The following is a 19,280-nucleotide window of genomic DNA, read 5'->3' as shown; positions in this document are numbered from 1 at the left end:
CGCGCTTCAGTCGCCGGGAGGCCCGCCCGATAGACGGAGCATGGACACACCCGTGGCCGAACGGACGGCTGCCCTGCTGACGCGCCCCCCAGCGCCGTCGATCGATCCGGTCGAGGCGATCCAGGCCGACCGGTCCGACGACCCGTACGGCGTCGCCACGGCCGAGTTCTACGAACTGCTCGCGACCGCCCACTGGGAGCGGACCGGCGCCGAGTTGATCGAGGTCCTCGCCGGCGTCGACCCCACGCACGGCCCGATCGTCGACGTCGGCGCCGGCACCGGGATCGGTCTGCCGTACCTGCTCGACGCCGTGCCCGGCGCCGACGTGCACGCGATCGAGCCGAGCCGAGGCATGCGGACGGCGCTGCACACCCGACTCCGGCTCGACCAGCGCCTCGCCGGCCGCGTCACCGTCGATCCGCGCCCGCTCCGCGAGGCGCTGCCGGAGCGGGCCTGCGCGATCGTGCTGTCGGCCGTGCTCGGCCATCTCGACGAGATCGACCGCTACCGACTGTGGAGTTTCGCCGCCGGTCAGCTCCCGCCCGGAGCGCCGGTCGTCGCGGAGGTGCTGCCGCCGTATCGACCGATCGAGGTCGAACCGGTCCGGTACGCCGCGGTCCCGGTCGGTCGTTTCACGTACGAGGGCTGGCAGTGGGGTGAGCCCGCCGACGACCGCCTGATGCGCTGGACGATGTCGTACCGGGTCGTCGACGGTGCCGAGGTGATCGCCGAGCAGACCGTGCAGTCGACCTACCGCTGCTGGTCGCCCGACGACGTCAGCGACGAGGTCGAACCGTTCGGTCTCACCGCCGACACCCACGGCGACGCCGTCATCGTCCGCCGCCCCTGATTCCTGCGCTCGGTGCATCCGTCCGGTCGAGCGGGTTCGTAGTGGTGCATGTCGTCGTGCCCACGGCGATACCTCACGACAACCCGCCAATCGGAGGACACCATCATGAAGAAGACCGCCAAGAAGACCGTGGCAGCCATCGCCACCGCCGGTGCGCTCACCGTCGGACTCGGCATGACCGCCGGCACCGCCTCGGCTGCGCCGAACGAGAAGGGCTCCTGCGTGCAGGCCGGCCTCGGCACGCTCAAGGACCTGGGCCTGCTCCAGCAAGCCGCCAAGAAGCAGATCGACTACAGCACGCTCGCCGACGCCGAGGCCGGCCCGATCTTCGCTGACCTGCCGGAGGGGTCGTTCCTGTCGCTCGGCCAGGTGGTCAAGCTCCACACGACCAACCCGGAGCTGTTCGCCTGGTGCTGAGCCACTCCTGATCGCCTGCGATCTCCCACACCGGCGGCCCGGCGCCCTCGAGACATCGAGGCGCCGGGCCGTTCCGCGTCGACACGCAGTCGCAGCGCTCGACCTACTGTCGGAGGATGGGTGTCGAGGAGGCGTACGCAGCGGTCGCCGACCGGTACATCGAGCTGTTCGGCCGCGTCGACCACGTCCACCCCGACGATGTCGATCTCATCGACCGTCACCTCACGATCCGTGCCGGCACCGTGCTCGACGTCGGCTGCGGCCCCGGCCACCTCACCGCGCACCTGATCGCACGTGACGTGACGGCGCTCGGGCTCGACCGAACGCGCGCCTTCGTCGAACACGGCCGGTCGTCGTTCGGGCTCGACCGACTGCTGGTCGCCACGGTGCAGCGCCTCCCGATCCGTGCTGCGTCGGTGGACGGCATCCTGGCGTGGTACTCGCTCATCCATCAGTCCCCGCACGAGATCGATGGTGCGCTCGCCGAACTGAGGCGCATCGCAACCCCGGGTGCTCCGATGGTGGTCGGGTTCTTCGACGGCGACGAGGTCGGTGAGTTCGACCACCAGGTGGCGGCGGCGTACCGCTGGCCGGTCGACGAGTTGTCGCGACGGTTGGCGACAGCAGACTGGACCGAGACCGAACGGCGCCGGCGGCCAGCCGACCCGAGCACCGGGTCGAGAGCCCACGCAGCCCTCGTCGTCTCGGCCTCCTGATACGGGCCGCCAGGCCCTGACCGAGCGCGTCCCGTGCGATGAGCGGATGGTCAGGCCGCCCGGCGGAGTTGGTCGATGTGGAAGCGGACGATGGCAATCGGGTCGTCCGGGATCAGGTCGGGGACCCGCTCGCCGACGGGAAGGACGACGGTGCCGTCTGCTCGAATGGTGTAGGCGGCCCCGGACATCGCGTCGGGTCCGCCATCGTTGTCGGTGTTTGATCCGATTGTGCGAGCCGCACACGACATTGCTGTTGTCCTGGTCGGTGCGGCCGCCCTCGGCCCACTCGATGTTGTGATCGACCTGCGACCAGGCGGCGGGCATGTCGCAACCGGGCGATTCGCACGATCTGCGGAGCAGCATCGCCGCCTGGCGGGCGAGGCCGGCGAAGAGTCGCTGCTTCGTCCCGTAGTCGACGATGACCCCCTTGGAGTCGAGCACGACCCGGCGGACGTGACCGTTGAGCATCGCCCGCAGGATCACGCTCTGATGAACGGGGGTGCCGTGGGCGGTCTCGCACCGACGCCGCAGGAACGCCTCGGGGTCGTCGTCGAGCGCCTCGGCGAGATCGCCGAGCAGCTGGTCCTCGTCGACGATCTCACCGTCGTCGTCGACCTCGACCTGCCGCTCGTTCGGCAAGATGATGCCGGCGGTGGCCAGCGCGTCGTGCGCCCGATCTTGATCGACGACCAGGTTCACGACGGTGTCGGGGAGACGTCGTCCATCGGGGGAGGCGTAGGCGGCGACGAACATCGCGAACAGTGCGTCGAAGGCTCGCTGTGATGCGGTTCGCGGGAGCGGGTGAGCGTCGGCGTCGTCGCCGTACAACTCCTTACGTGTCTCGACGTCGCGTCGGTACTCGGCCTCGACGAACGCCTCGAAGATCGCTGTCATCTGTGCCGCCTGGACGGGGTCGCCCCCGAGTGCGGTGACGGCGACCTCGCCGCCGACCTCGGCCACGCGCGCCCGGCGACCCTCGATCGAGTCCTTCAGGTCGTCGAACGCTCCGTCCTGGTCGAGGTCGGCGATCAGCGCGGTGACGCGATCGGCGAACTCGTCGTAGGAGGAGTGTTCGGCGAGTTCGGCCAGGACGTGGGCGATCGCCGGGAGGACGGGGCGCACTCGCGGATTCTGGTGCAGCCGACCGATCTGCAGTGCGTGGTCGACGGTGATGTGGCCGGCGTGGAGGGCCTCTCCGATCGCCGGGTACTCGGTGACGACCCGGCTGAGTCGCCGGTCGCGGGTGGTGGTGGCGGTGGAGCAGTTGACGGTCGCTCGGAGGTAGCCGGCCATCGAGCGGTGCTCGGCCGCGAACACGGCCCGATCTTCGCTGACGGCGACGAGGGCGGCCCGCTCGGCCATGAGCCGCCGCAACTCGAGCTCGTTCGTGCGCAGCCGTTCGTCGAGATTCGCATCGGACGAACCGACGCAGTCGTCGAAGAACTCGGCGAACATGAATCCATGGTAGCGGAACATCTGTTTGAGATCGATGCGATTATCTGCAATGACAAGGATATTTGTTGCCGTTTCGATGTCCGAACGCATCCGAGGCAGTGGGTGGTTCCGAAGATCTGGACACGTCGGCGACCCGACACTCATTCACGGGGGTGTCGGGTCGACCGACCGATCGAGCCTCGTGCCGTCGAGCCCCGTGCCGTCGAGTGTTTCAGACGAGGTCGCGGAGCCAGGTCGGCACCCGGGTGGGCCGACCCTCGGTGGTCACGCAGCCGTGGGCCGTGACCCCCGTTGCCCGAACCTCGCCCTCGACCGTGAGCAGGTAGCTCATCTGGAACGAGGCCCGTTCCACCGTCGCCACGTCGAGGTGTACGTCGACGACGTCGTCGAACCGCAACGGTTTGCGGTACTGACACCACGCCTCGATCACGCTCATGTCGACCCCCTCGGCCCGGATCTCGTCGTACGGGTGGCCGATGTGCCGGAGGTACGCGACCCGTGCTTCTTCGAGCATCGGCAGGTACCGGCTGTGGTGCACGATCCCCATCGCGTCGGTCTCCGCGAAGCGGACACGCAGCTGGTGCGTGAAGCCGTACGAGGCGGGATCGAGAGACGGGTCGACCGAGATACGCACGTCGGCGACCGTACCCCGACACGGCACCACCCGCCGGAATCGCCTTCGCGCCGGCCGGGGACGACCGGCATACTCGACACCGTGACCCCGGCGATCAACGAACTCGATGCCGCCGGCATCGCCTACACGACGCACGAATACGAGCACGACGGCGACGGGCACGACTTCGGGATGGAGGCGGCGACCAAGCTCGGCCTCGACCCCGACCAGGTGTTCAAGACGCTCCTCGTCACCGCGGACGGCGAGCAGGCGGTCGCCATCGTCCCGGTGAGCGGAAAGCTCGCCCTCAAAGCCGTCGGCCGGGCGCTCGGTGCGAAGCGGGTCGAGATGTGCGACCCGTCCGTCGCCGAACGGATCACCGGCTACGTGCGCGGCGGCATCAGCCCGTTCGGTCAGAAGAAGCGGCTCCGCACGGTCGTCGACGAGATCGCCACCGTCTACGACGTCGTGTACGTCAGCGGCGGCAAACGCGGCCTCGACATCGGCGTCGCACCGGCCGATCTCGTCACCCACCTCGACGCGGTCGTCGCCGACGTCGCCGCCGGCTGAGTCGGATGAGTCGGATGATGTCAGACATCGACCGACCGACCAGCGTGTCGGATGAGGTCAGACCCCAACCGACGGACAACCTGATCAGCCCAGTCGGCCGGATGTCGGTTGGGGTCTGACCTCAACCGACGTGACATCAACCGACTGGTTATTGGCTGGGGTGCCGCATCATCGCTTCGATGCGGGCGACCCGGGTGCGAGCCGGCGGGTGCGAGGTGGTGAGGCGGGCTCGCCAACCGACCGTCCGGGTGCCGCCACCCAGGCGGATGACCTGACGCAGCGCGTCGGCGAGCGCTCGGCCGTACCCCATCCGCACGGCGCGCCGGTCGGCTTCGAACTCCGACCCGTGGCCCACGAGATTCCCGAGCGCATCCGATGCGTACAACGCGGCGAGGAACACCCACGAGATCGCGTAGAGGATGCCGGAGGCGATTCGACCCAGCGCGGTGAGCGCAGCTGAGTGCGACACGAACGAATCGGTGGCGGCTCGAGCGACGTTCTGGAAGAAGAATCCGATCCGCGCCAGCGCGATGACCGGCAGCGAGAGCCAGTGTCCGACGGTGAGCGCAAACGTGTGGAAGCCGAGGTGATGACTGAGCTCGTGCGCCAACACGCCCGAGAGCTCGCGATCGGTGAGTTCCTCGAGCGCGAACGTGGTGACCACCACGAGGTGTCCGCCGCAGGCGAACGCGTTGAGTTCGTCGGAGTCGATCACCCGGATCGCGTACCGGTACGACGGCAGGTTCGCGGCGATCGCCAGGTCGCGCCAGATCGGGGCGATGATCGCCTGCTCCTCCTCGGTGGGCTGCCTCGCTCCGAACAGCGGACTCAGCACGGCGACCTGCACCGACGGGATGAACAGCAACGATCCGGCCACGAGCCACACGAGCGGCAGCACCCAGATCGGGATGTCGACGATCAGGCGGACCGGCAGCCAGATCACGACCATCGCGAGCAGCCAGAAGGGGAGGAGCGCGACGACAGGGAGCAACGCCGTGAGCGCAGACCGCTCGAGGTGCCGTCCTCGGGCGTCGACCGCCGGCTCCATCGCACGAAAGGATACGGACTCGACGACGTACCGGTGTCGCGACCAGCAGGTTCGCCTGTGATGACACCGTTGTGCCGTTTTCAAGAACCCTTCAAGCTCGGCGCGATCGATGCCGATGCACCAATCGTGGAGTCGAAGACAACGACCGCGGATTCGGGCGCGTCGCCCGCCGTGCGCGAACTGCTCGAGCGAGCGGCGCACGCGCGGCACAGCCAGCCCGAGGACGCCCGCAACTATGCGTTGCAGGCTCGCGTGGTCGCCCGCGCCGAAGGCGACCGTGCGGGCGAGGCCGAGGCCCTCTACCGACTTGCGAGTCTGGCCCACCTGGGCGGCGACCCCGAAGACGCCTTCGGTCTCGCAATGGAGGCCAGCGAGGTCGCCCAGTCGTGCGGCGCCGGGCTGGTCGACGCATGGGCGACCCACCTGCTCGGCATCATCCACTACCAGGCATCGAACTTCTCCGAGGCGCTCGACCACTGCCTGCGTGCCCTCGACACCTATCAGGCCGCCGTCGACGGCGCCGACGGGGTCGACAGCGGCAACATCCTCAACACGATCGCGGCGATCTATCACTCGATGGGCGACAACGACCGGGCGATCGTCACCTACGAGCAGGCGCTCGCCGTCGCCGAACCGTTCGGTCGCCAGGAGTTCGTCGCGCTCATCCTCGGCAACGTCGCACGCATCCGGGCCTCACGCTCCGAGTACCTCCCCGCCGTGTCGCTCGGCCGACGAGCGGTCGAGATCGCTCGCGAGAACAGCCCCTCGATCGTCGCCAACCTGCTCGCCGACCTGGCCGAGTCGTACATGGGCTTGGCCGACCACCAGAAGGCCGCCGAGTGTTTCGCCGAGGCGCGGCGCTCACTCGCCGAACAGTCCGAGGAAGGCACCGAGCCCACCACGGCGGCGCAGCTCGCCTTGATGACGGCCGAAGGGCGGGTCGCCCTCCGCCGTGGTGCCCTCGACGAGGCGATCGCCGTGCTCCAGGCGGCGCTCGACATGTCGGAGCGCACCGAGGCCAAGGAATACGAACTCGAGATCAACGACCTGCTGGCCACTGCGTTCAAGCGCAGCGGACGGTTCGAGGAAGCGCTCGAACGTCGTGAGGTGCACGACGACGAGTACCGCAAGATCTTCACGCACGCGGCCGACCTCCGGTTGCGCACCCTGCAAGTCGCCCACGAGACCCAGAACGCCCGCGCCGAGGCCGAGATCCTCCGGCTGCGGACGACCGATCGCAGCGACACGACGCCGTCGATCGTGGTGCGTCCCGAGCACGAGTCGCTCCACCTCGAAGCGTTCGAACAACTGGCGATCCTCACCGAGTTCCGCGACGCCGACACCGGCGCGCACACCGATCGCGTCGGCGACCTCGCCGCCGAGATCGGTCACGCCATCGGCAAGTCGCCCGAGTGGTGCGAACTGATGCGGCTGGCCGCACGCCTCCACGACATCGGCAAGGTCGCCGTGCCCGACTCGGTGCTCTTCAAGACCGGTCCGCTGACCGTCGAGGAGTACGAGATGATGAAGTCGCACACCTCGATGGGGCACCGCATCCTGTCGGGTAACTCGGCACCGCTGTTCCAGATGGCGGCCGAGATCGCGCAATCGCACCACGAGTGGTGGGACGGCAGCGGCTACCCGCTCGGGTTGAGTCATCAGTCGATCGCATTGAGCGGGCGGATCGTCGCCGTCGCCGACGTGTACGACGCCTTGTGCAGCAAGCGCCCGTACAAGCGGGCGTGGGCGAAGGACGAAGCGGCACGGTTCGTGGTGTCGGGCCGCAACGGCCAGTTCGACCCCGAGGTGGTCGACGCGTTCGTGTCGGTGATCTCGGCACGAGACCCCGAACTCGGCGAACAGCTGAAGTAGCGGATCGGCGACGGCGCCGGTCAGGCGCGCAGTGCGCCGACCACCCACCGGCCGACGAACGGGGCGAGGTCGTCGGGGTCGAGATCGATCTGGCCGTTCCGGAAGGCGCTGCCGAACGACGACACGGCCCCCAGCACGCCGAGCGCCAGCAGTCGTGGGTCGCCGTCCGCGACCTCGCCGTCGGCCTGGGCCTGTCGGATCAACGCGACCACGTCGTCGCGGTAGACGCGGTTCGTGCTCTTGAGCGCCTCGGTGACCGCCGGATCGGCGCGTTCGACCTCGACCAGTGCGAAGTAGTGGGCGTGTTCGGCGATGAACCCGACGCTCGCCTCGGTGCCGGCGCGGATCTTGTCGAGCGCCGACGACTCCGCCGCCATCGCCTCGGCCTGGGCGCGCCGCAATCGCTGCCGCATCGTGCGGACGAGTTCGTTGAACAGATCGACCTTGGTCGGGAAGTACCAGTAGAAGAGCCCCTTCGCGACACCGGCCTCGGCACAGATGTCGCTGATACGGGTGGCGGCGTAGCCGCGGTCGGCGAACAGCTCCATCGCGGCGGCGACGAGCTGCTCCTTGCGCTCGCGGCCCTGTTCGGTCAGCCGCCGCTCGCCGGCACGTTCGCCGGTCGATGCCGATGCGGTGCCCGACGTGCCTCCCATCGGCCCAGTTCAGCCGTCGCCTGACCCACGGGTCAAGTCGGGCGCCCCGGGCCTGGTGTCGGCGGGTTCCGACCGGGGTGCTGGTAGAAACGTGCGGGTGACGGCGACGCCCTCCGTGCTCCCCGGCTGCGAAGCGGTCTCCCACGCCAACGGTTCCGCCGTCGGCGTCGTGGTGATCCACGGCTTCACGGGAAGCCCGTTCTCGGTTCGCGGGGTTGCCGACGCCATGATCGCCGCCTCGTTCGACGTCGAGGTGCCACGCCTGCCCGGCCACGGCACCACCATCGACGACATGCTCCCGACCACGTGGGCCGATTGGTCGGCCGAGGTCGCCGCCGCCCGAGCCCGGCTGGCCGCCCGCGTCGACCACGTCGTCCTGGCCGGGCAGAGCATGGGTGCGACGCTGGCGCTCGCGTCGGCGCTCGACGACCCGTCGATCGCCGGCATGGTGTGCATCAACCCGCTCACCCGGCCACGCACCGCCGACGAGATCGAGATGATCGACGATCTGCTCGAGGACGGTTTCGGTGTGGCCCCCGGTGGCTCGTCCGACATCGCCGACCCCGACTCGCACGACATCTCGTACGAGGGAACGCCCCTCGCACCGATCCGCTCGCTCGTCGTCGACGGCGTCGCCCCGATCTCGACCCGGTTCGGCGAACTCGCCATGCCGCTGCGCCTGTTCTCGTCGCGCACCGATCACGTGGTCGACCCGGCCGACGGAGACCACCTCGCCGACTCCTGGGGTGGCCCCGTCGAGCGCACCTTCCTCGAGCGCAGCTATCACGTCGCCACCCGCGACTACGACCGAGAGGTCGTCGAGCGCGGATCCGTCGACTTCGTCCGGGAGGTCACCTCGTGAACACGCTCGCCGCGACCATCGGCGCCATCGTCGCGTCGATCCCGAGCCCGCCGTCGGGCTCGATCTCGATCGGTCCGCTCGACCTGCGCGCCTACGGCCTCATGATCGCGCTCGGCGTGATCGCCGCGGTCTGGCTGTGTGGCCGCCTGCTCGAACAGAAGGGCGCCGGCACCACCGACGACGTCAGCGCGATCGCGATCTGGGGCGTCGGCGCCGGCATCATCGGTGCCCGGCTCTACCACGTCGCCACCGACTGGGAGCGCTTCGAGGACAACCTCGGCGCGATCCCGAAGATCTGGGAAGGCGGCCTCGGTATCCCGGGCGGGCTCCTGTTCGGTGTGATCGTCGGCATGTGGCAGGCGAAGCGACGCGGCATCGAGCCGCTGGTGATGCTCACCTGCGCGGCCCCGGCGATCGCTCTCGCCCAGGCGATCGGGCGCTGGGGGAACTGGTTCAACCAGGAGCTCTACGGACGTGCGACCGATCTGCCGTGGGCGCTCGAGATCGACGACGACCACCTCCCGGCCGGCTACGAGTCGGGCACCACGTTCCACCCGACGTTCCTCTACGAATCGATGTGGAACTTCGCCCTTGCCGGATTCCTCATCTGGGTCGACCGGAGGTTCCGGCTGGCCCCCGGCCGCCTGATGGCCGTCTATCTGATGGGCTACGGCACCGGCCGGTTCTGGATCGAAGGGCTTCGCATCGACCCGGCCGACGAGATAGCCGGCCTCCGGTTCAACCAGTGGGTGTCGCTGGTCGCCATCGCCGCCGGCGCCCTGTGGCTGTTCCTCACCCGCGGCCAGAAGTGGCCCGAGACGCCGGTCGCCGGCGACGCCGACGGGACCGACGGGACCGTCGCCGACCCCGTGCGGGTCGACGAGCCCGACACGGCCGACGACGCACCCGACGGCGCAGCACTCGACGTCGACGACTGACCGGTCATCTACGCTCGGCGGCATGTCGGACGTGGTGGCACCGTTGGAGATCTTCCCCGAGGACTGGCGTCGAGGTCTCGCCGTCGTCGCTCACCCCGACGACATGGAGTACGGCGCCGCCGCTGCCGTCGCACGATGGACCCGACAGGGCAAGGAGATCTCGTACGTCCTCGTCACCGACGGCGAAGCCGGCATCGCCACGATGCCCCCGGTCGAGGTCGGCCCACTGCGGCGCCAGGAACAGATCGACAGCTGTGCGGTCGTCGGGGTCGACGAGGTCGAGTTCCTGGGGCTGCCCGACGGGTCGGTCGTCGAGGGACTCGATCTTCGTGCCGATCTCGCCGCCGCCATCCGACGCCACCGACCCGAGGTCGTGCTGTCGATCAACTTCCGCGACTCCTGGGGCGGCCACAGCTGGAACCACGCCGACCACCGAGCCGTCGGTCGTGCCCTGCTCGACGCAGTTCGCGACGCGGCCAACCCGTGGATGTTCCCCGAACGAGGCGCCGCGTGGTCGGGGGTCCAGTTCGTCGCGTTCAGCGGGAGTCCCGAACCGACGCATGCCGTCGACACGACGGAGACCTTCGACGCCGGTGTGCGCTCGCTCGAAGCGCACCGGGTCTACCTCGAACACCTCGGTGGCGACATGGCGTCGCCCGATGCGTTCCTGCGCGGTGCGGCCGAATCGACCGGTCCCCGCATCGGCGTCGAACTCGCCGCCGCCTTCGAACTCGTCGGCTAGGAGTGTTCAGAACTCGGTGATGACGGTCATGCCGAGTGCCGGCTCGGTCTCGAGCTTCGTCAAGACGTCGACGCCGTCGGCGAGCGCGACCCGCTCGCCGATCAGCCGATCCGGCTGGAGATCGCCGCTCGCCACGAGGCCGAGGACGCCCTCGAGGCCGGCGGGAGCGATGCCGTGCGAGCCGATGATCGCGATCTCGTGCGCGACGACGCGGCCGGCGGTCACGTCACCGAACGCCGATGGCTGTGGGAGGAGCCCGACTTGAACGTGTCGGCCCCCACGCCGCACGACCGACACCGCATCGGCGACGACACGCGGCGAACCGACGGCGTCGATCGAGACGTGGGGGCCATATGGATCGAGCAGCAGGAGTCCGTCATGTGCCTCGGACGGATCGAAGACGGCGGCTGCCCCGGCGTCGGTCGCGATCCGACGCGCCTCCGGGCGTGGGTCGATCCCGACGGCCCGAGCGCCGAGCGCCTCGGCGATCATGATCGCCGAGATACCGACGCCCCCGCAGCCGTACACGGCGACGATGTCGCCGCTGCCGGCCCGGCCCTGGTCGACCACGGCTCGGTAGGCAGTCGTGAACCGGCAGCCGAGCGCCGCCCCGGTGTCGAAGTCGACCGAGTCGGGCAGCGCAACGAGATTGAAGTCGGCGTGATGAACGGCGACTCGCTCGGCGAACGACCCCCAGTGCGTGAACCCGGGCTGCGTCTGATCGGGACAGACCTGGGCCTCGCCCGCCAGGCAGAAGACGCACGTTCCACAACCGGCGATGAACGGCACCGCCACGCGGTCGCCGGGCCGCCACCGAGCGACGTCGGCGCCGACGTCGACGACGACGCCGGCGAACTCGTGTCCCGGCACGTGTGGGAAGACCGAGATGTCGGCGTCGTGTCCCTGCCACCCGTGCCAGTCGCTCCGGCAGATGCCGGTCGCCCGCACCTCGATGACCGCGCCAGCGGCGTCAGCGACAGGTTCGGCCAACTCGCCGACCGTGATCGGCCCACCGAACGACGAGTACGAAGCACCACGCATGCCGCCGAGTGTGCCACACCCCACGTTCGGCTCCCGGTCCGTGTTCGGTCAGGAACCGGTCATGTTCGGTCGGTTTGGTGCCGATAGGTCAGACGGATGATTGTTGGTGCCCGGATGAACGCAGACACCTTGCTCGACGCCACGCGAACCGCCACGCTCGCGGTCGGTGAGGACGGCACCGTCTTGGCGGCGCGCGGCGGGTTCGGCGGGTTCGTCGGGATCGATCTCGTCGCCACTGTCGGGACCAACGTCTTCGCACGCCTGACACCCACCGACGCCGACGAACTCGCCACCTACTTCATCGAGAACGCCGGGGAAGCCGACGACACGGTCGCCTTGCCGGTGCCGTTCCGCGTCGGGATCATCGACGACGTCGGCAAGTCGCACCTCGTCGACATCATCGCTTCTGGGTGTTCCGATCAGGACGGTGATCGCTACTGGGTCGTCGTGCTGGTGCCGGTGGCTCTCAGTGCCTCGGTCACACGCTCGCTCGACCTGGAGATGGCGGGCGCCGATCGTGCGTCGGTGAAGCGGATGCTCTGCGAGGAGCTCGAGCTCGACAACGTCGACTACGAGAGCCGATGGCTGATGATCGACTTCTCCGACTCGGCGGGGCCCGACGTGGTCCACGCCCGCGACGCCGAGGCCGATCTGGCCGACGCCGTCCGTGTCGACCTCGCCGACGGGTGGCGGCCCTGGCACGGTGTGCCCGCCGGAGGCTGCGCCCCGGTCGACCCGGGTCTGTTCCCGCTGAACCTGCAGGCCTCGATGGCCCGGCGGGGGTGGCGTCGGATGATCGTCGCACCGGTGCACGTGAACGCTCGCCTCGCCGCCGTGCTGCTGTTGGTGGGACGGGTTCCGGACTCGTATCCGCTCGACGTCGTGAAGCGCAACATGGCCGCTCGCACCCAGAGCCTCGTGAAGGCGACGACGCTGCTGTTCGAACGTTGGGCCGAGCAGGACCACCTCCGCTCCGCAGCAACCAGCGATGCGCTCACCGGGCTGGGCAACAGTCGTGCCCTCACCGCTGCCCTCACCGACACCCACCGGGCAGGTGCGGTGCTCTTCATCGACATCGACCACTTCAAGGCGGTCAACGACCGCTACGGCCACCAGATCGGTGACGCCGTGCTCGTCGAGGTCGCCACGCGGCTCGTCGCATCGTGTCGCCACGGTGATCTCGTCACCCGCTTCGGCGGCGACGAGTTCGTGATCCTGCTCGACGGTGCCGACGAGGATCTGGCGGCCACGATCGGCTGGCGGATCATCGACTCGGTGTCGGCCCCGCTCGGCATCGAGGGTGGCCCCGACACGATCTCGGTCAGTGTCGGACTGGCGCCGCGCCACGGACTCGACGCGATCGACGTGGCCGACCGGGCGATGCTCGAGGCGAAGCGGTCGGGCCGTTCACGCCTGGCCACGCTCACGCCTCGCTGACCGGTCCGTCACTCAGCGGAGTTGCGTCAGCCCCCGGAACCGAACCGGTCGCTCGGCCGCCTCCTCGTCGTAGTGCGCGCCCCACCCGGCGAGACGAGCGACGGCGAACAGGGGAGCGTCGGCCGGGAAGCCCCCGGCGTGGAGCAGTGCGCCGAGGGCCAGGTCGACGTTGGGGAGATGCGCCAGCCGCCGGCCGGCCTCGGCGATCATGTCGTCGACGAGGGCGATGGTTCGATCGGCGCCCGGGACGCTGCGAACCGCCTCGAGCAGCGGAGCGACACGAGGGTCGCCACGCCGATAGACCGAGTGTCCGAAGCCGGGGAGCCGGCCTCCCTGGTCGAGCAGGGAGGCGACGGTCGCTGCCGCGCCGTCGACGTCGGCCCGTGCGACCAGGTCGGCCGTTTCGACGCTCGCACCGCCGTGGAGCCGCCCGCTCACGACCGACAGCCCGGCAGCGATCGCTGCGAACGGATCGGCTCGCACCGAGCACGCCACCCGTACGGCCAGTGTGCTGGTCGCCAGTTCGTGATCGGCGAGGAGCACCAGGGCGCGATCGACGGCGGCCACGAGCTCGGGCGAGGGGCGTCGGACGTACGCCTTGGTGAGGCGCTCGGCAACCGGACCGCGTCTCGGCCCGCCGACGAGCGTGGGGGCGATGGCCGCCACGGCGCGGGCCGCGTCGCCCCCCGACTCGCTCCCGGTGCTGCTTGCCGACAGCGCGTGTGACGCTGCGCCCAGCGCCGCGACCGCCGACCGGCCGACGAGCGGGGTGGCGACGTCGAGACACCGGTCGAGCTGCCCCCGGTCGAGCGGCCACACGACCGGGCGACCGGGGAGATCGCCGGTCCAGAGCAGCTCACCGACCTGCTCGAAGCTCCGGGTGCGAGCGAGCTCGGCGACCTCGTGGCCCCGATAGCGGAGCGTGACGTCGTCGAGCAATGTGATCGACGACCCGATCTTCACGTCGATCGAGGGTCGTTCGACCGGTGCCTTCGACCGTCCCCGCGTCGCGAGTCGTTCGATCTGCTCTCGCGGATACAGCGAGGTACGACCATCGACGGCGGTGTGCCGCTCGACGAGGCCACGGCTCACGTACGCGTAGAGGGTCGGCTTGCTGACCCCGAGGAGCCGAGCGGCCTCGGCGGACCCGATCATCGTCGTCACGACACCAGGATCGCCCGGATGATAGACGCCGTCAACGTTGATTCGATCAACGTTGATCAATCGTGGACGACGACCGACACTCGGGGCATGGACTTGATCGACGTACCCGCAGGACTCAACGGTGTGGCCGTGGCCGACACCACCATCGGCACCGTGCTCGGCGACGAAGGCTTCTATCACTACCGCGACTACGACGCCGTCGAACTCGCACGGACGGCTTCGTTCGAGGATGCCTGGTACCTCCTCGACCGTGGCCGCCTCCCCGACGGTGCCGAGCGCGACACCTTCCGAGCCGACCTCGCTGCCCGTCGACGACTGCCCGCCGGCACCGTGCCGCTGATCGACGTGGCCGGCGCGCTGCCGGGCACCCCGCTCGCCCGGCTCCGCACCGTGCTCTCGGCTGCGGCGGGCCCACTCCGACTCCAGCCCCTGCTCGATCTCGACGCCGCCGACCGTCGGGAGCAGGCCCTCGACGTGGCGGCGGTCGTGCCCTCGATCCTCGGAGCGCTCTATCGCTCGGGTGCCGGTCTCGCCGCCGTCGCAGCCGACCCGGATCTCGGCCATGCGGCTGCGTACCTGCACCAGGTCACGGGTCGGCAGCCCGAGTCCGAGCACGCGCGAGCACTCGAGCAGTACTTGATCCTGACGATCGACCACGGGTTCAACGCCTCGACATTCACCGGCCGTGTCGTGGCCTCCACGGGTGCCGACATCGTCGATGTCGTCTGCGCAGCGATCGGCGCCTTGGCCGGCCCGCTCCACGGTGGAGCCCCGAGTCGTGCGCTCGACGCCCTCGACGCCATCGGCACGCCCGACCGGGCAGCGGACTGGGTTCGCGGTGAGGTCGCCGCCGGCCGCCGCATCATGGGGTTCGGCCACGCCGTCTATCGGGCACCCGACCCCCGCTCGGCCCTGCTCCGCGACGTTGCCGAGGCGTTGGGTGGCGAGCTCGTCGAGCGGGCGATCGCGATCGAGACCGAGATCCTGACGACACTGGCCGAGCTCAAGCCCGATCGCCCGTTGCCCAGCAACGTCGAGTTCTACGCCGGCGTCATCATGGAGACGGTCGGACTCCCACGCCAGATGTTCACGCCGACGTTCGCGGTGAGCAGGACGGTCGGCTGGGTCACGCATGCGCTCGAGCAGGCGGCGACGGGCAAGCTCATCCGGCCCGCGGCGCGATACGTCGGGCCGGCGCCCCGGCGCGTCGCCGGGGTTGGAACTGTCCGGCCACCAGCGCCGACAGGGTGACCGCGATCCCGGCCATCTGCGCCCCGGTGAACCGTTCGTCGAGGACGACGACGCCGAGAACGGTCGCGACGACGGGGGAGAGCAGCCCGAGCAGCGCCGTGGCGGTCACGGGCAGACGCCCGATGCCCCGGAACCAGAGGATGTAGGCGACGAGTCCTCCGACGATCGCCAGCCAGGCGTAGCCGCCGACCGCGCCGACGCCCACGGTGTCAGGTACGCCCTCGAACACGACGACCGCGGGCAGGAGCCAGAGCCCGCCGGCGGTGAGCAACCAGCCGGCATAGGCGGTGGGGCCGACGTCGGTCGGTCGGCCCCACTTCTTGCTGAGCGTCACGCCCGTCGCCATCGACGCAGCGCCTGCGAGACCGGCGAGGAGGCCGACGCCGTCGAGCGACGCGGCCGGGCCGAGCACGACGAGGCCGACGCCGACGACTCCGGCGAGTCCCCACCCGAGCCGCCAGATCGACAGGCGTTCGCGAAGCACGCCCCATGCCAGCAGGGCGACGATCGCCGGTTGCACGGATCCGACGGTGGCGGCGACGCCACCCGGGAGTCGTTCGGCGGTGACGAACAGCAGCGAGAAGAACAGCCCGATGTTCAGCGCGCCGAGCACCATGGCCTTCCACCACCAGTCGCCCGTCGGCAATCGACGCGTGATCACGAGTGCGAGCAGCCCCATCGGGAGCGATCGGGTGAGCGCCGCGAACATCGGGTGTCCCGGCGGGAGGAGTTCGGAGGTCACGAGGTAGGTCGTCCCCCAGGTGGCCGGTGCGAGCGCCGTGATCAGCGTCGTCCCCACGAGGCCGCCCGACCCGGTGTCGTTCAGGACGGCGGCAGAAATCGACCGGCGACCGGGCGCCGGGTCCGGGGCGATGACGGTGGTGGAGTTCATGCGTCCACTCTCCGTCGGGACGACGTATGAGTCCAACGCATCGTTGTCAGGGCAGCGATCGATATGTGTCATCGATCTGTCAGACTGGCGGCATGGATCTCCGCCAGATGCGGTACGTCGTCGCGGTCGCCGAGACGGGCAACTTCACACGTGCCGCCGAGCAGTGTTTCGTCGTGCAGTCGGCACTCAGCCACCAGATCAAGGCGCTCGAACGCGAACTCGGTGTCGAGCTGTTCGCCCGCACCAGCCGGAAGGTCGAACCGACCGCTGCGGGTCTCGCGTTCGTCGACGGTGCGCGTCGCACCCTGGCCCAGGCCGACCGGACCGTGGCCGACGCGGCGGCGGCGGTGGGTCGGATCCGCGGCAGGCTGACGCTCGGCATCATCCCGACCGTCACCGGGATCGATCTGCCCGATGCACTCCGCCGCTTCCGAGACGCCCACCCCGCCGTGACCGTGTCGTTGCAGGTCGGCGGCAGCGACGAGATCGTCGCCGACATCCGGGCGGGAGCGGTCGACGTCGGGTTGCTCGGACTCCCGGCGGGCGACGTGCCCGAGGGCGTCCGATCTCGGGTGATCGCCCGCGACCGGCACGTGGCGTGTGTGGCTGTCGACCACCCGCTCGCCGGACGTCGGTCGATCGGCCTCGATCGGCTCGCCGGGGAGACATTCGTCGACTTCCCGGCCGACACACCGGGACGCGCCCAGAGCGACCGGGCGTTCGACGCCGCGGGCCTCGATCGCACCGTCGCCTACGAGGTGATGGCGCTCGACATCGTGGCGGGCCTGGTCCGCGCCGGTCTGAGCGTCGCCCTGCTCCCGTCGGCGGTCGCTCCGTCCGACGACCCCGGGGTGTCGCTCGTGCCGGTGCGCGGCGGCCCCGCCCGGGCAGAACACCTCGCGTGGAGCGATTTCAACCCGAGTCCCGCTGCGACCGCGTTCTTGTCGATCGTCGATGCGTCGTCGCCTGCAGGGGATTCGCCAGCAGTCATCGGACGTCCGGCGGATTAGCCTCGGCAGACGTGTCCGACCGACTGTCCCCCGACGTCGTTGCCAAGGTGGCGCGGCTCGCACGACTCGACCTCACCCCCGATGAGCTCGACCGTGCGACCGGCCAGCTGAGCGACATGCTCGACCACTTCGCCGACATCGACGCGCTCGACCTGAGCGACGTCGAGCCGCTCAACTCGCCGTACCCGCTGGTCAACGTGCTGCGCGACGACGACGAGCAGCCCACGCTCGACCGCGACGAGGTGATGGCCTCGGCGCCCAAGAGCGAGGACGGCCGTTTCTGGGTGCCGCCCGTCCTCGGGGGTGACTCGTGAGCGAGTACCCGACCGCACTCCAGATCGCCGACGGCGTTCGCTCCGGCGACCTGAAGGCCGTCGACATCGTCGAGCAACACCTGGCGACCATCGCCGAGACCGACGACGAGATCCGCGCGTTCAATTACGTGATGGCCGACGAGGCACGCCGACGCGCCGCCGCGGTCGACGCCACCGTCGCCGCCGGTGGCGACCCCGGACCGATGGCCGGTGTCCCGGTCGCACTGAAGGACAACATGTGCACGCGGGGTGTGCCGACGACGTGTTCGTCGAAGATCCTCGACGGCTGGATCCCGCCGTACGACGCCACCGTGGTGCAGCGGCTCGCCGACGCCGGCGCGGTGTTCGTCGGCAAGACCAACCTCGACGAGTTCGCCATGGGGTCCTCGACCGAGAATTCGGCGTTCGGCCCGACCCGCAACCCGCTCGACACCAGCCGGGTTCCCGGTGGCTCGTCCGGCGGTTCGGCTGCGGCGGTCGCCGCCGGCTACGCGCCGGTCTCGCTGGGCTCCGACACGGGCGGTTCGATCCGCCAACCGGCGGCGCTGTGCGGCGTCGTCGGGGTCAAGCCCACGTACGGTCGGGTCAGCCGACTCGGACTCATCGCGTTCGGGAGCAGCCTCGACCAGATCGGTCCGTTCACCCACACCGTCGCCGACGCCGCGCTCACGCTCCAGACCATCTGCGGACACGACCCAGGCGACTCGACGTCGATCCCCGAACCGACCCCCGACTATTCGTCGGTGCTCGATCGTGGCGTCGACGGACTCCGGATCGGCCGCATCGCCGATCTGCCCGACGGCGCCGACCCGGACGTCGTCGCCCGCACCGACGAGGCGTTCGCGGCGCTCGAGGCCGCCGGCGCCACGATCGTCGACGTCGAGGTGCCGGCATTCACCTACGGCCTCACGGCGTACTACCTCATCGCTCCCGCCGAGGCGTCCTCGAACCTGGCACGGTTCGACGGTGTCCGTTACGGCCTCCGGGTCGACGGTGCCGATGTCGAGGAGATGATGCGCAACACCCGCACCGCCGGATTCGGCGACGAGGTGAAGCGACGCATCCTGCTCGGCACGTATGCCCTGTCGGCCGGCTACTACGACGCTTACTACGGCAAGGCCCTGAAGATCCGCCGCCTGATGGCCGACGACTTCGCCAGGGCCTACCAGCAGTGCGACGTGCTGCTCAGCCCGTCGTCGCCGAGCGTGGCGTTCCCGTTCGGCTCGAAGACCGCCGACCCGTTCGCGATGTATCTGTGCGACACGTACACGATCCCGGCCAACCTCACGGGCGACCCGGCGATGAGCGTGCCGTTCGGCACCGGCGCCGACGACCTGCCGGTCGGCGTCCAGATCATCGCCCCGGCCCTCGGCGAGTCGGTCATGCTCCAAGTCGCCGCCGAGCTCGAAAGGAGTGCGTCGTGAGCGACGCC

21 protein-coding genes are annotated in these 19,280 nt (G+C 69.8%); 14 read left to right on the top strand and 7 right to left on the bottom strand.

Features of this window, described 5'->3' with window-relative positions; translation table 11 throughout:
- Nucleotides 1-40 precede the first annotated feature (40 nt).
- The 3 genes from BDK89_RS17475 (at nt 41) to BDK89_RS22710 (ending at nt 1,983) form a co-directional block, all read left to right on the top strand.
- Entirely contained in the window at nt 41-850 is an 810-nt protein-coding gene (locus BDK89_RS17475) for a class I SAM-dependent methyltransferase (RefSeq protein WP_133870171.1), read from the top strand.
- 105 nt (nt 851-955) lie between these two features.
- The gene (locus BDK89_RS22715; RefSeq protein ID WP_133870170.1) at nt 956-1,267 is read left to right on the top strand and encodes a hypothetical protein; all 312 of its coding nucleotides are present in this window, start codon (nt 956-958) and stop codon (nt 1,265-1,267) included.
- A gap of 116 nt (nt 1,268-1,383) precedes the next feature.
- Nucleotides 1,384-1,983, top strand: a complete 600-nt coding sequence (locus BDK89_RS22710) for a class I SAM-dependent methyltransferase (protein WP_133870169.1) — start codon at nt 1,384-1,386, stop codon at nt 1,981-1,983.
- Nucleotides 1,984-2,033: 50 nt separating this feature from the next.
- On the opposite strand, the gene BDK89_RS22705 is transcribed toward BDK89_RS22710, so the two are convergent.
- Nucleotides 2,034-2,171, bottom strand: a complete 138-nt coding sequence (locus BDK89_RS22705) for a hypothetical protein (RefSeq protein ID WP_166657659.1) — start codon at nt 2,169-2,171, stop codon at nt 2,034-2,036.
- Nucleotides 2,172-2,472: 301 nt separating this feature from the next.
- Between BDK89_RS22705 and BDK89_RS22700 the strand changes: the two genes are divergently transcribed.
- Complete coding sequence (locus BDK89_RS22700; protein WP_133870168.1) at nt 2,473-2,766, top strand: hypothetical protein; 294 nt, start codon at nt 2,473-2,475, stop codon at nt 2,764-2,766.
- 883 nt (nt 2,767-3,649) lie between these two features.
- Here the strand turns inward: BDK89_RS22700 and BDK89_RS17455 are convergent.
- Nucleotides 3,650-4,072, bottom strand: a complete 423-nt coding sequence (locus tag BDK89_RS17455; RefSeq protein WP_133870167.1) for an acyl-CoA thioesterase — start codon at nt 4,070-4,072, stop codon at nt 3,650-3,652.
- An 81-nt stretch (nt 4,073-4,153) separates the two neighbouring features.
- Here BDK89_RS17455 and ybaK point away from each other — a divergent pair, with 81 nt between their 5' ends.
- A complete protein-coding gene (gene ybaK, locus BDK89_RS17450) occupies nt 4,154-4,621 on the top strand; it encodes a Cys-tRNA(Pro) deacylase (RefSeq protein ID WP_133870166.1) in 468 nt (155 codons plus the stop codon).
- Nucleotides 4,622-4,769: 148 nt separating this feature from the next.
- Here ybaK and BDK89_RS17445 read toward each other — a convergent pair whose 3' ends face one another.
- Nucleotides 4,770-5,669, bottom strand: coding sequence for a M48 family metalloprotease (locus BDK89_RS17445; RefSeq protein ID WP_133870165.1), 900 nt, complete (start codon nt 5,667-5,669; stop codon nt 4,770-4,772).
- Nucleotides 5,670-5,795: 126 nt separating this feature from the next.
- On the opposite strand from BDK89_RS17445, the gene BDK89_RS17440 reads away from it, so the two are divergent.
- On the top strand, nt 5,796-7,541 hold the full coding sequence (locus BDK89_RS17440) for an HD domain-containing phosphohydrolase (protein WP_166657658.1): 1,746 nt from the start codon (nt 5,796-5,798) through the stop codon (nt 7,539-7,541).
- Nucleotides 7,542-7,561: 20 nt separating this feature from the next.
- On the opposite strand, the gene BDK89_RS17435 is transcribed toward BDK89_RS17440, so the two are convergent.
- Nucleotides 7,562-8,197, bottom strand: a complete 636-nt coding sequence (locus BDK89_RS17435; protein ID WP_133870163.1) for a TetR/AcrR family transcriptional regulator — start codon at nt 8,195-8,197, stop codon at nt 7,562-7,564.
- 97 nt (nt 8,198-8,294) lie between these two features.
- Between BDK89_RS17435 and BDK89_RS17430 the strand changes: the two genes are divergently transcribed.
- Genes BDK89_RS17430 through BDK89_RS17420 form a run of 3 tightly spaced genes read left to right on the top strand, consistent with a single transcriptional unit; the run spans nt 8,295 to nt 10,739 of the window.
- On the top strand, nt 8,295-9,059 hold the full coding sequence (locus BDK89_RS17430) for an alpha/beta hydrolase (protein WP_166657657.1): 765 nt from the start codon (nt 8,295-8,297) through the stop codon (nt 9,057-9,059).
- The gene (gene lgt, locus BDK89_RS17425) at nt 9,056-9,997 is read left to right on the top strand and encodes a prolipoprotein diacylglyceryl transferase (RefSeq protein ID WP_166657656.1); all 942 of its coding nucleotides are present in this window, start codon (nt 9,056-9,058) and stop codon (nt 9,995-9,997) included. The genes BDK89_RS17430 and lgt overlap by 4 nt, the downstream gene beginning before the upstream one ends.
- A gap of 22 nt (nt 9,998-10,019) precedes the next feature.
- Nucleotides 10,020-10,739, top strand: a complete 720-nt coding sequence (locus BDK89_RS17420) for a PIG-L deacetylase family protein (protein ID WP_133870161.1) — start codon at nt 10,020-10,022, stop codon at nt 10,737-10,739.
- A gap of 6 nt (nt 10,740-10,745) precedes the next feature.
- On the opposite strand, the gene BDK89_RS17415 is transcribed toward BDK89_RS17420, so the two are convergent.
- On the bottom strand, nt 10,746-11,780 hold the full coding sequence (locus BDK89_RS17415) for an alcohol dehydrogenase catalytic domain-containing protein (RefSeq protein ID WP_133870160.1): 1,035 nt from the start codon (nt 11,778-11,780) through the stop codon (nt 10,746-10,748).
- Between the two features lie 114 nt (nt 11,781-11,894).
- On the opposite strand from BDK89_RS17415, the gene BDK89_RS22605 reads away from it, so the two are divergent.
- Complete coding sequence (locus BDK89_RS22605) at nt 11,895-13,217, top strand: diguanylate cyclase (RefSeq protein ID WP_133870159.1); 1,323 nt, start codon at nt 11,895-11,897, stop codon at nt 13,215-13,217.
- A gap of 12 nt (nt 13,218-13,229) precedes the next feature.
- Here BDK89_RS22605 and BDK89_RS17405 read toward each other — a convergent pair whose 3' ends face one another.
- Complete coding sequence (locus BDK89_RS17405) at nt 13,230-14,372, bottom strand: citrate/2-methylcitrate synthase (RefSeq protein ID WP_243839260.1); 1,143 nt, start codon at nt 14,370-14,372, stop codon at nt 13,230-13,232.
- Between the two features lie 96 nt (nt 14,373-14,468).
- Between BDK89_RS17405 and BDK89_RS17400 the strand changes: the two genes are divergently transcribed.
- Nucleotides 14,469-15,632 carry a citrate/2-methylcitrate synthase gene (locus BDK89_RS17400; protein WP_133870157.1) on the top strand — a complete coding sequence of 388 codons (1,164 nt, stop codon included), beginning with the start codon at nt 14,469-14,471 and terminating at the stop codon, nt 15,630-15,632.
- Here BDK89_RS17400 and BDK89_RS17395 read toward each other — a convergent pair.
- Nucleotides 15,544-16,524, bottom strand: a complete 981-nt coding sequence (locus BDK89_RS17395) for an EamA family transporter (protein WP_133870156.1) — start codon at nt 16,522-16,524, stop codon at nt 15,544-15,546. The genes BDK89_RS17400 and BDK89_RS17395 overlap by 89 nt on opposite strands.
- Nucleotides 16,525-16,616: 92 nt before the next feature.
- Between BDK89_RS17395 and BDK89_RS17390 the strand changes: the two genes are divergently transcribed.
- From BDK89_RS17390 to gatA, 3 genes are read left to right on the top strand one after another with little or no spacing between them, the layout of a single operon-like run.
- Nucleotides 16,617-17,534, top strand: coding sequence for a LysR family transcriptional regulator (locus BDK89_RS17390; protein ID WP_133870155.1), 918 nt, complete (start codon nt 16,617-16,619; stop codon nt 17,532-17,534).
- An 11-nt stretch (nt 17,535-17,545) separates the two neighbouring features.
- Nucleotides 17,546-17,848 (top strand): Asp-tRNA(Asn)/Glu-tRNA(Gln) amidotransferase subunit GatC, encoded by a 303-nt coding sequence (gatC, locus tag BDK89_RS17385; RefSeq protein WP_133870154.1) that lies wholly within the window; start codon nt 17,546-17,548, stop codon nt 17,846-17,848.
- Nucleotides 17,845-19,272: an Asp-tRNA(Asn)/Glu-tRNA(Gln) amidotransferase subunit GatA gene (gatA, locus tag BDK89_RS17380; RefSeq protein ID WP_133870153.1), complete on the top strand. Its 1,428-nt coding sequence runs from the start codon at nt 17,845-17,847 to the stop codon at nt 19,270-19,272. The genes gatC and gatA overlap by 4 nt, the downstream gene beginning before the upstream one ends.
- The last annotated feature ends 8 nt before the right edge of the window (nt 19,273-19,280 follow it).

Origin of the sequence: Ilumatobacter fluminis, from assembly GCF_004364865.1 — a bacterium.
Classification (GTDB): domain Bacteria; phylum Actinomycetota; class Acidimicrobiia; order Acidimicrobiales; family Ilumatobacteraceae; genus Ilumatobacter; species Ilumatobacter fluminis.
Note: the sequence above shows the minus strand (reverse complement) of the source record. Positions and strands in the feature narration are given on the sequence as shown.

What these genes read in the sequence shown, in the direction of transcription:
- BDK89_RS17475 (WP_133870171.1), top strand. Translation starts at nt 41, where the DNA reads ATGGACACACCCGTGGCCGAACGGACGGCTGCCCTGCTGACGCGCCCC.
- BDK89_RS22715 (WP_133870170.1), top strand. Translation starts at nt 956, where the DNA reads ATGAAGAAGACCGCCAAGAAGACCGTGGCAGCCATCGCCACCGCCGGT.
- BDK89_RS22710 (WP_133870169.1), top strand. Translation starts at nt 1,384, where the DNA reads ATGGGTGTCGAGGAGGCGTACGCAGCGGTCGCCGACCGGTACATCGAG.
- BDK89_RS22705 (WP_166657659.1), bottom strand. Translation starts at nt 2,171, where the DNA reads ATGTCCGGGGCCGCCTACACCATTCGAGCAGACGGCACCGTCGTCCTT.
- BDK89_RS22700 (WP_133870168.1), top strand. Translation starts at nt 2,473, where the DNA reads ATGAACGGGGGTGCCGTGGGCGGTCTCGCACCGACGCCGCAGGAACGC.
- BDK89_RS17445 (WP_133870165.1), bottom strand. Translation starts at nt 5,669, where the DNA reads ATGGAGCCGGCGGTCGACGCCCGAGGACGGCACCTCGAGCGGTCTGCG.
- BDK89_RS17435 (WP_133870163.1), bottom strand. Translation starts at nt 8,197, where the DNA reads ATGGGAGGCACGTCGGGCACCGCATCGGCATCGACCGGCGAACGTGCC.
- BDK89_RS17420 (WP_133870161.1), top strand. Translation starts at nt 10,020, where the DNA reads ATGTCGGACGTGGTGGCACCGTTGGAGATCTTCCCCGAGGACTGGCGT.
- BDK89_RS17415 (WP_133870160.1), bottom strand. Translation starts at nt 11,780, where the DNA reads ATGCGTGGTGCTTCGTACTCGTCGTTCGGTGGGCCGATCACGGTCGGC.
- BDK89_RS22605 (WP_133870159.1), top strand. Translation starts at nt 11,895, where the DNA reads ATGAACGCAGACACCTTGCTCGACGCCACGCGAACCGCCACGCTCGCG.
- BDK89_RS17405 (WP_243839260.1), bottom strand. Translation starts at nt 14,372, where the DNA reads ATGATCGGGTCCGCCGAGGCCGCTCGGCTCCTCGGGGTCAGCAAGCCG.
- BDK89_RS17400 (WP_133870157.1), top strand. Translation starts at nt 14,469, where the DNA reads ATGGACTTGATCGACGTACCCGCAGGACTCAACGGTGTGGCCGTGGCC.
- BDK89_RS17395 (WP_133870156.1), bottom strand. Translation starts at nt 16,524, where the DNA reads ATGAACTCCACCACCGTCATCGCCCCGGACCCGGCGCCCGGTCGCCGG.
- BDK89_RS17390 (WP_133870155.1), top strand. Translation starts at nt 16,617, where the DNA reads ATGGATCTCCGCCAGATGCGGTACGTCGTCGCGGTCGCCGAGACGGGC.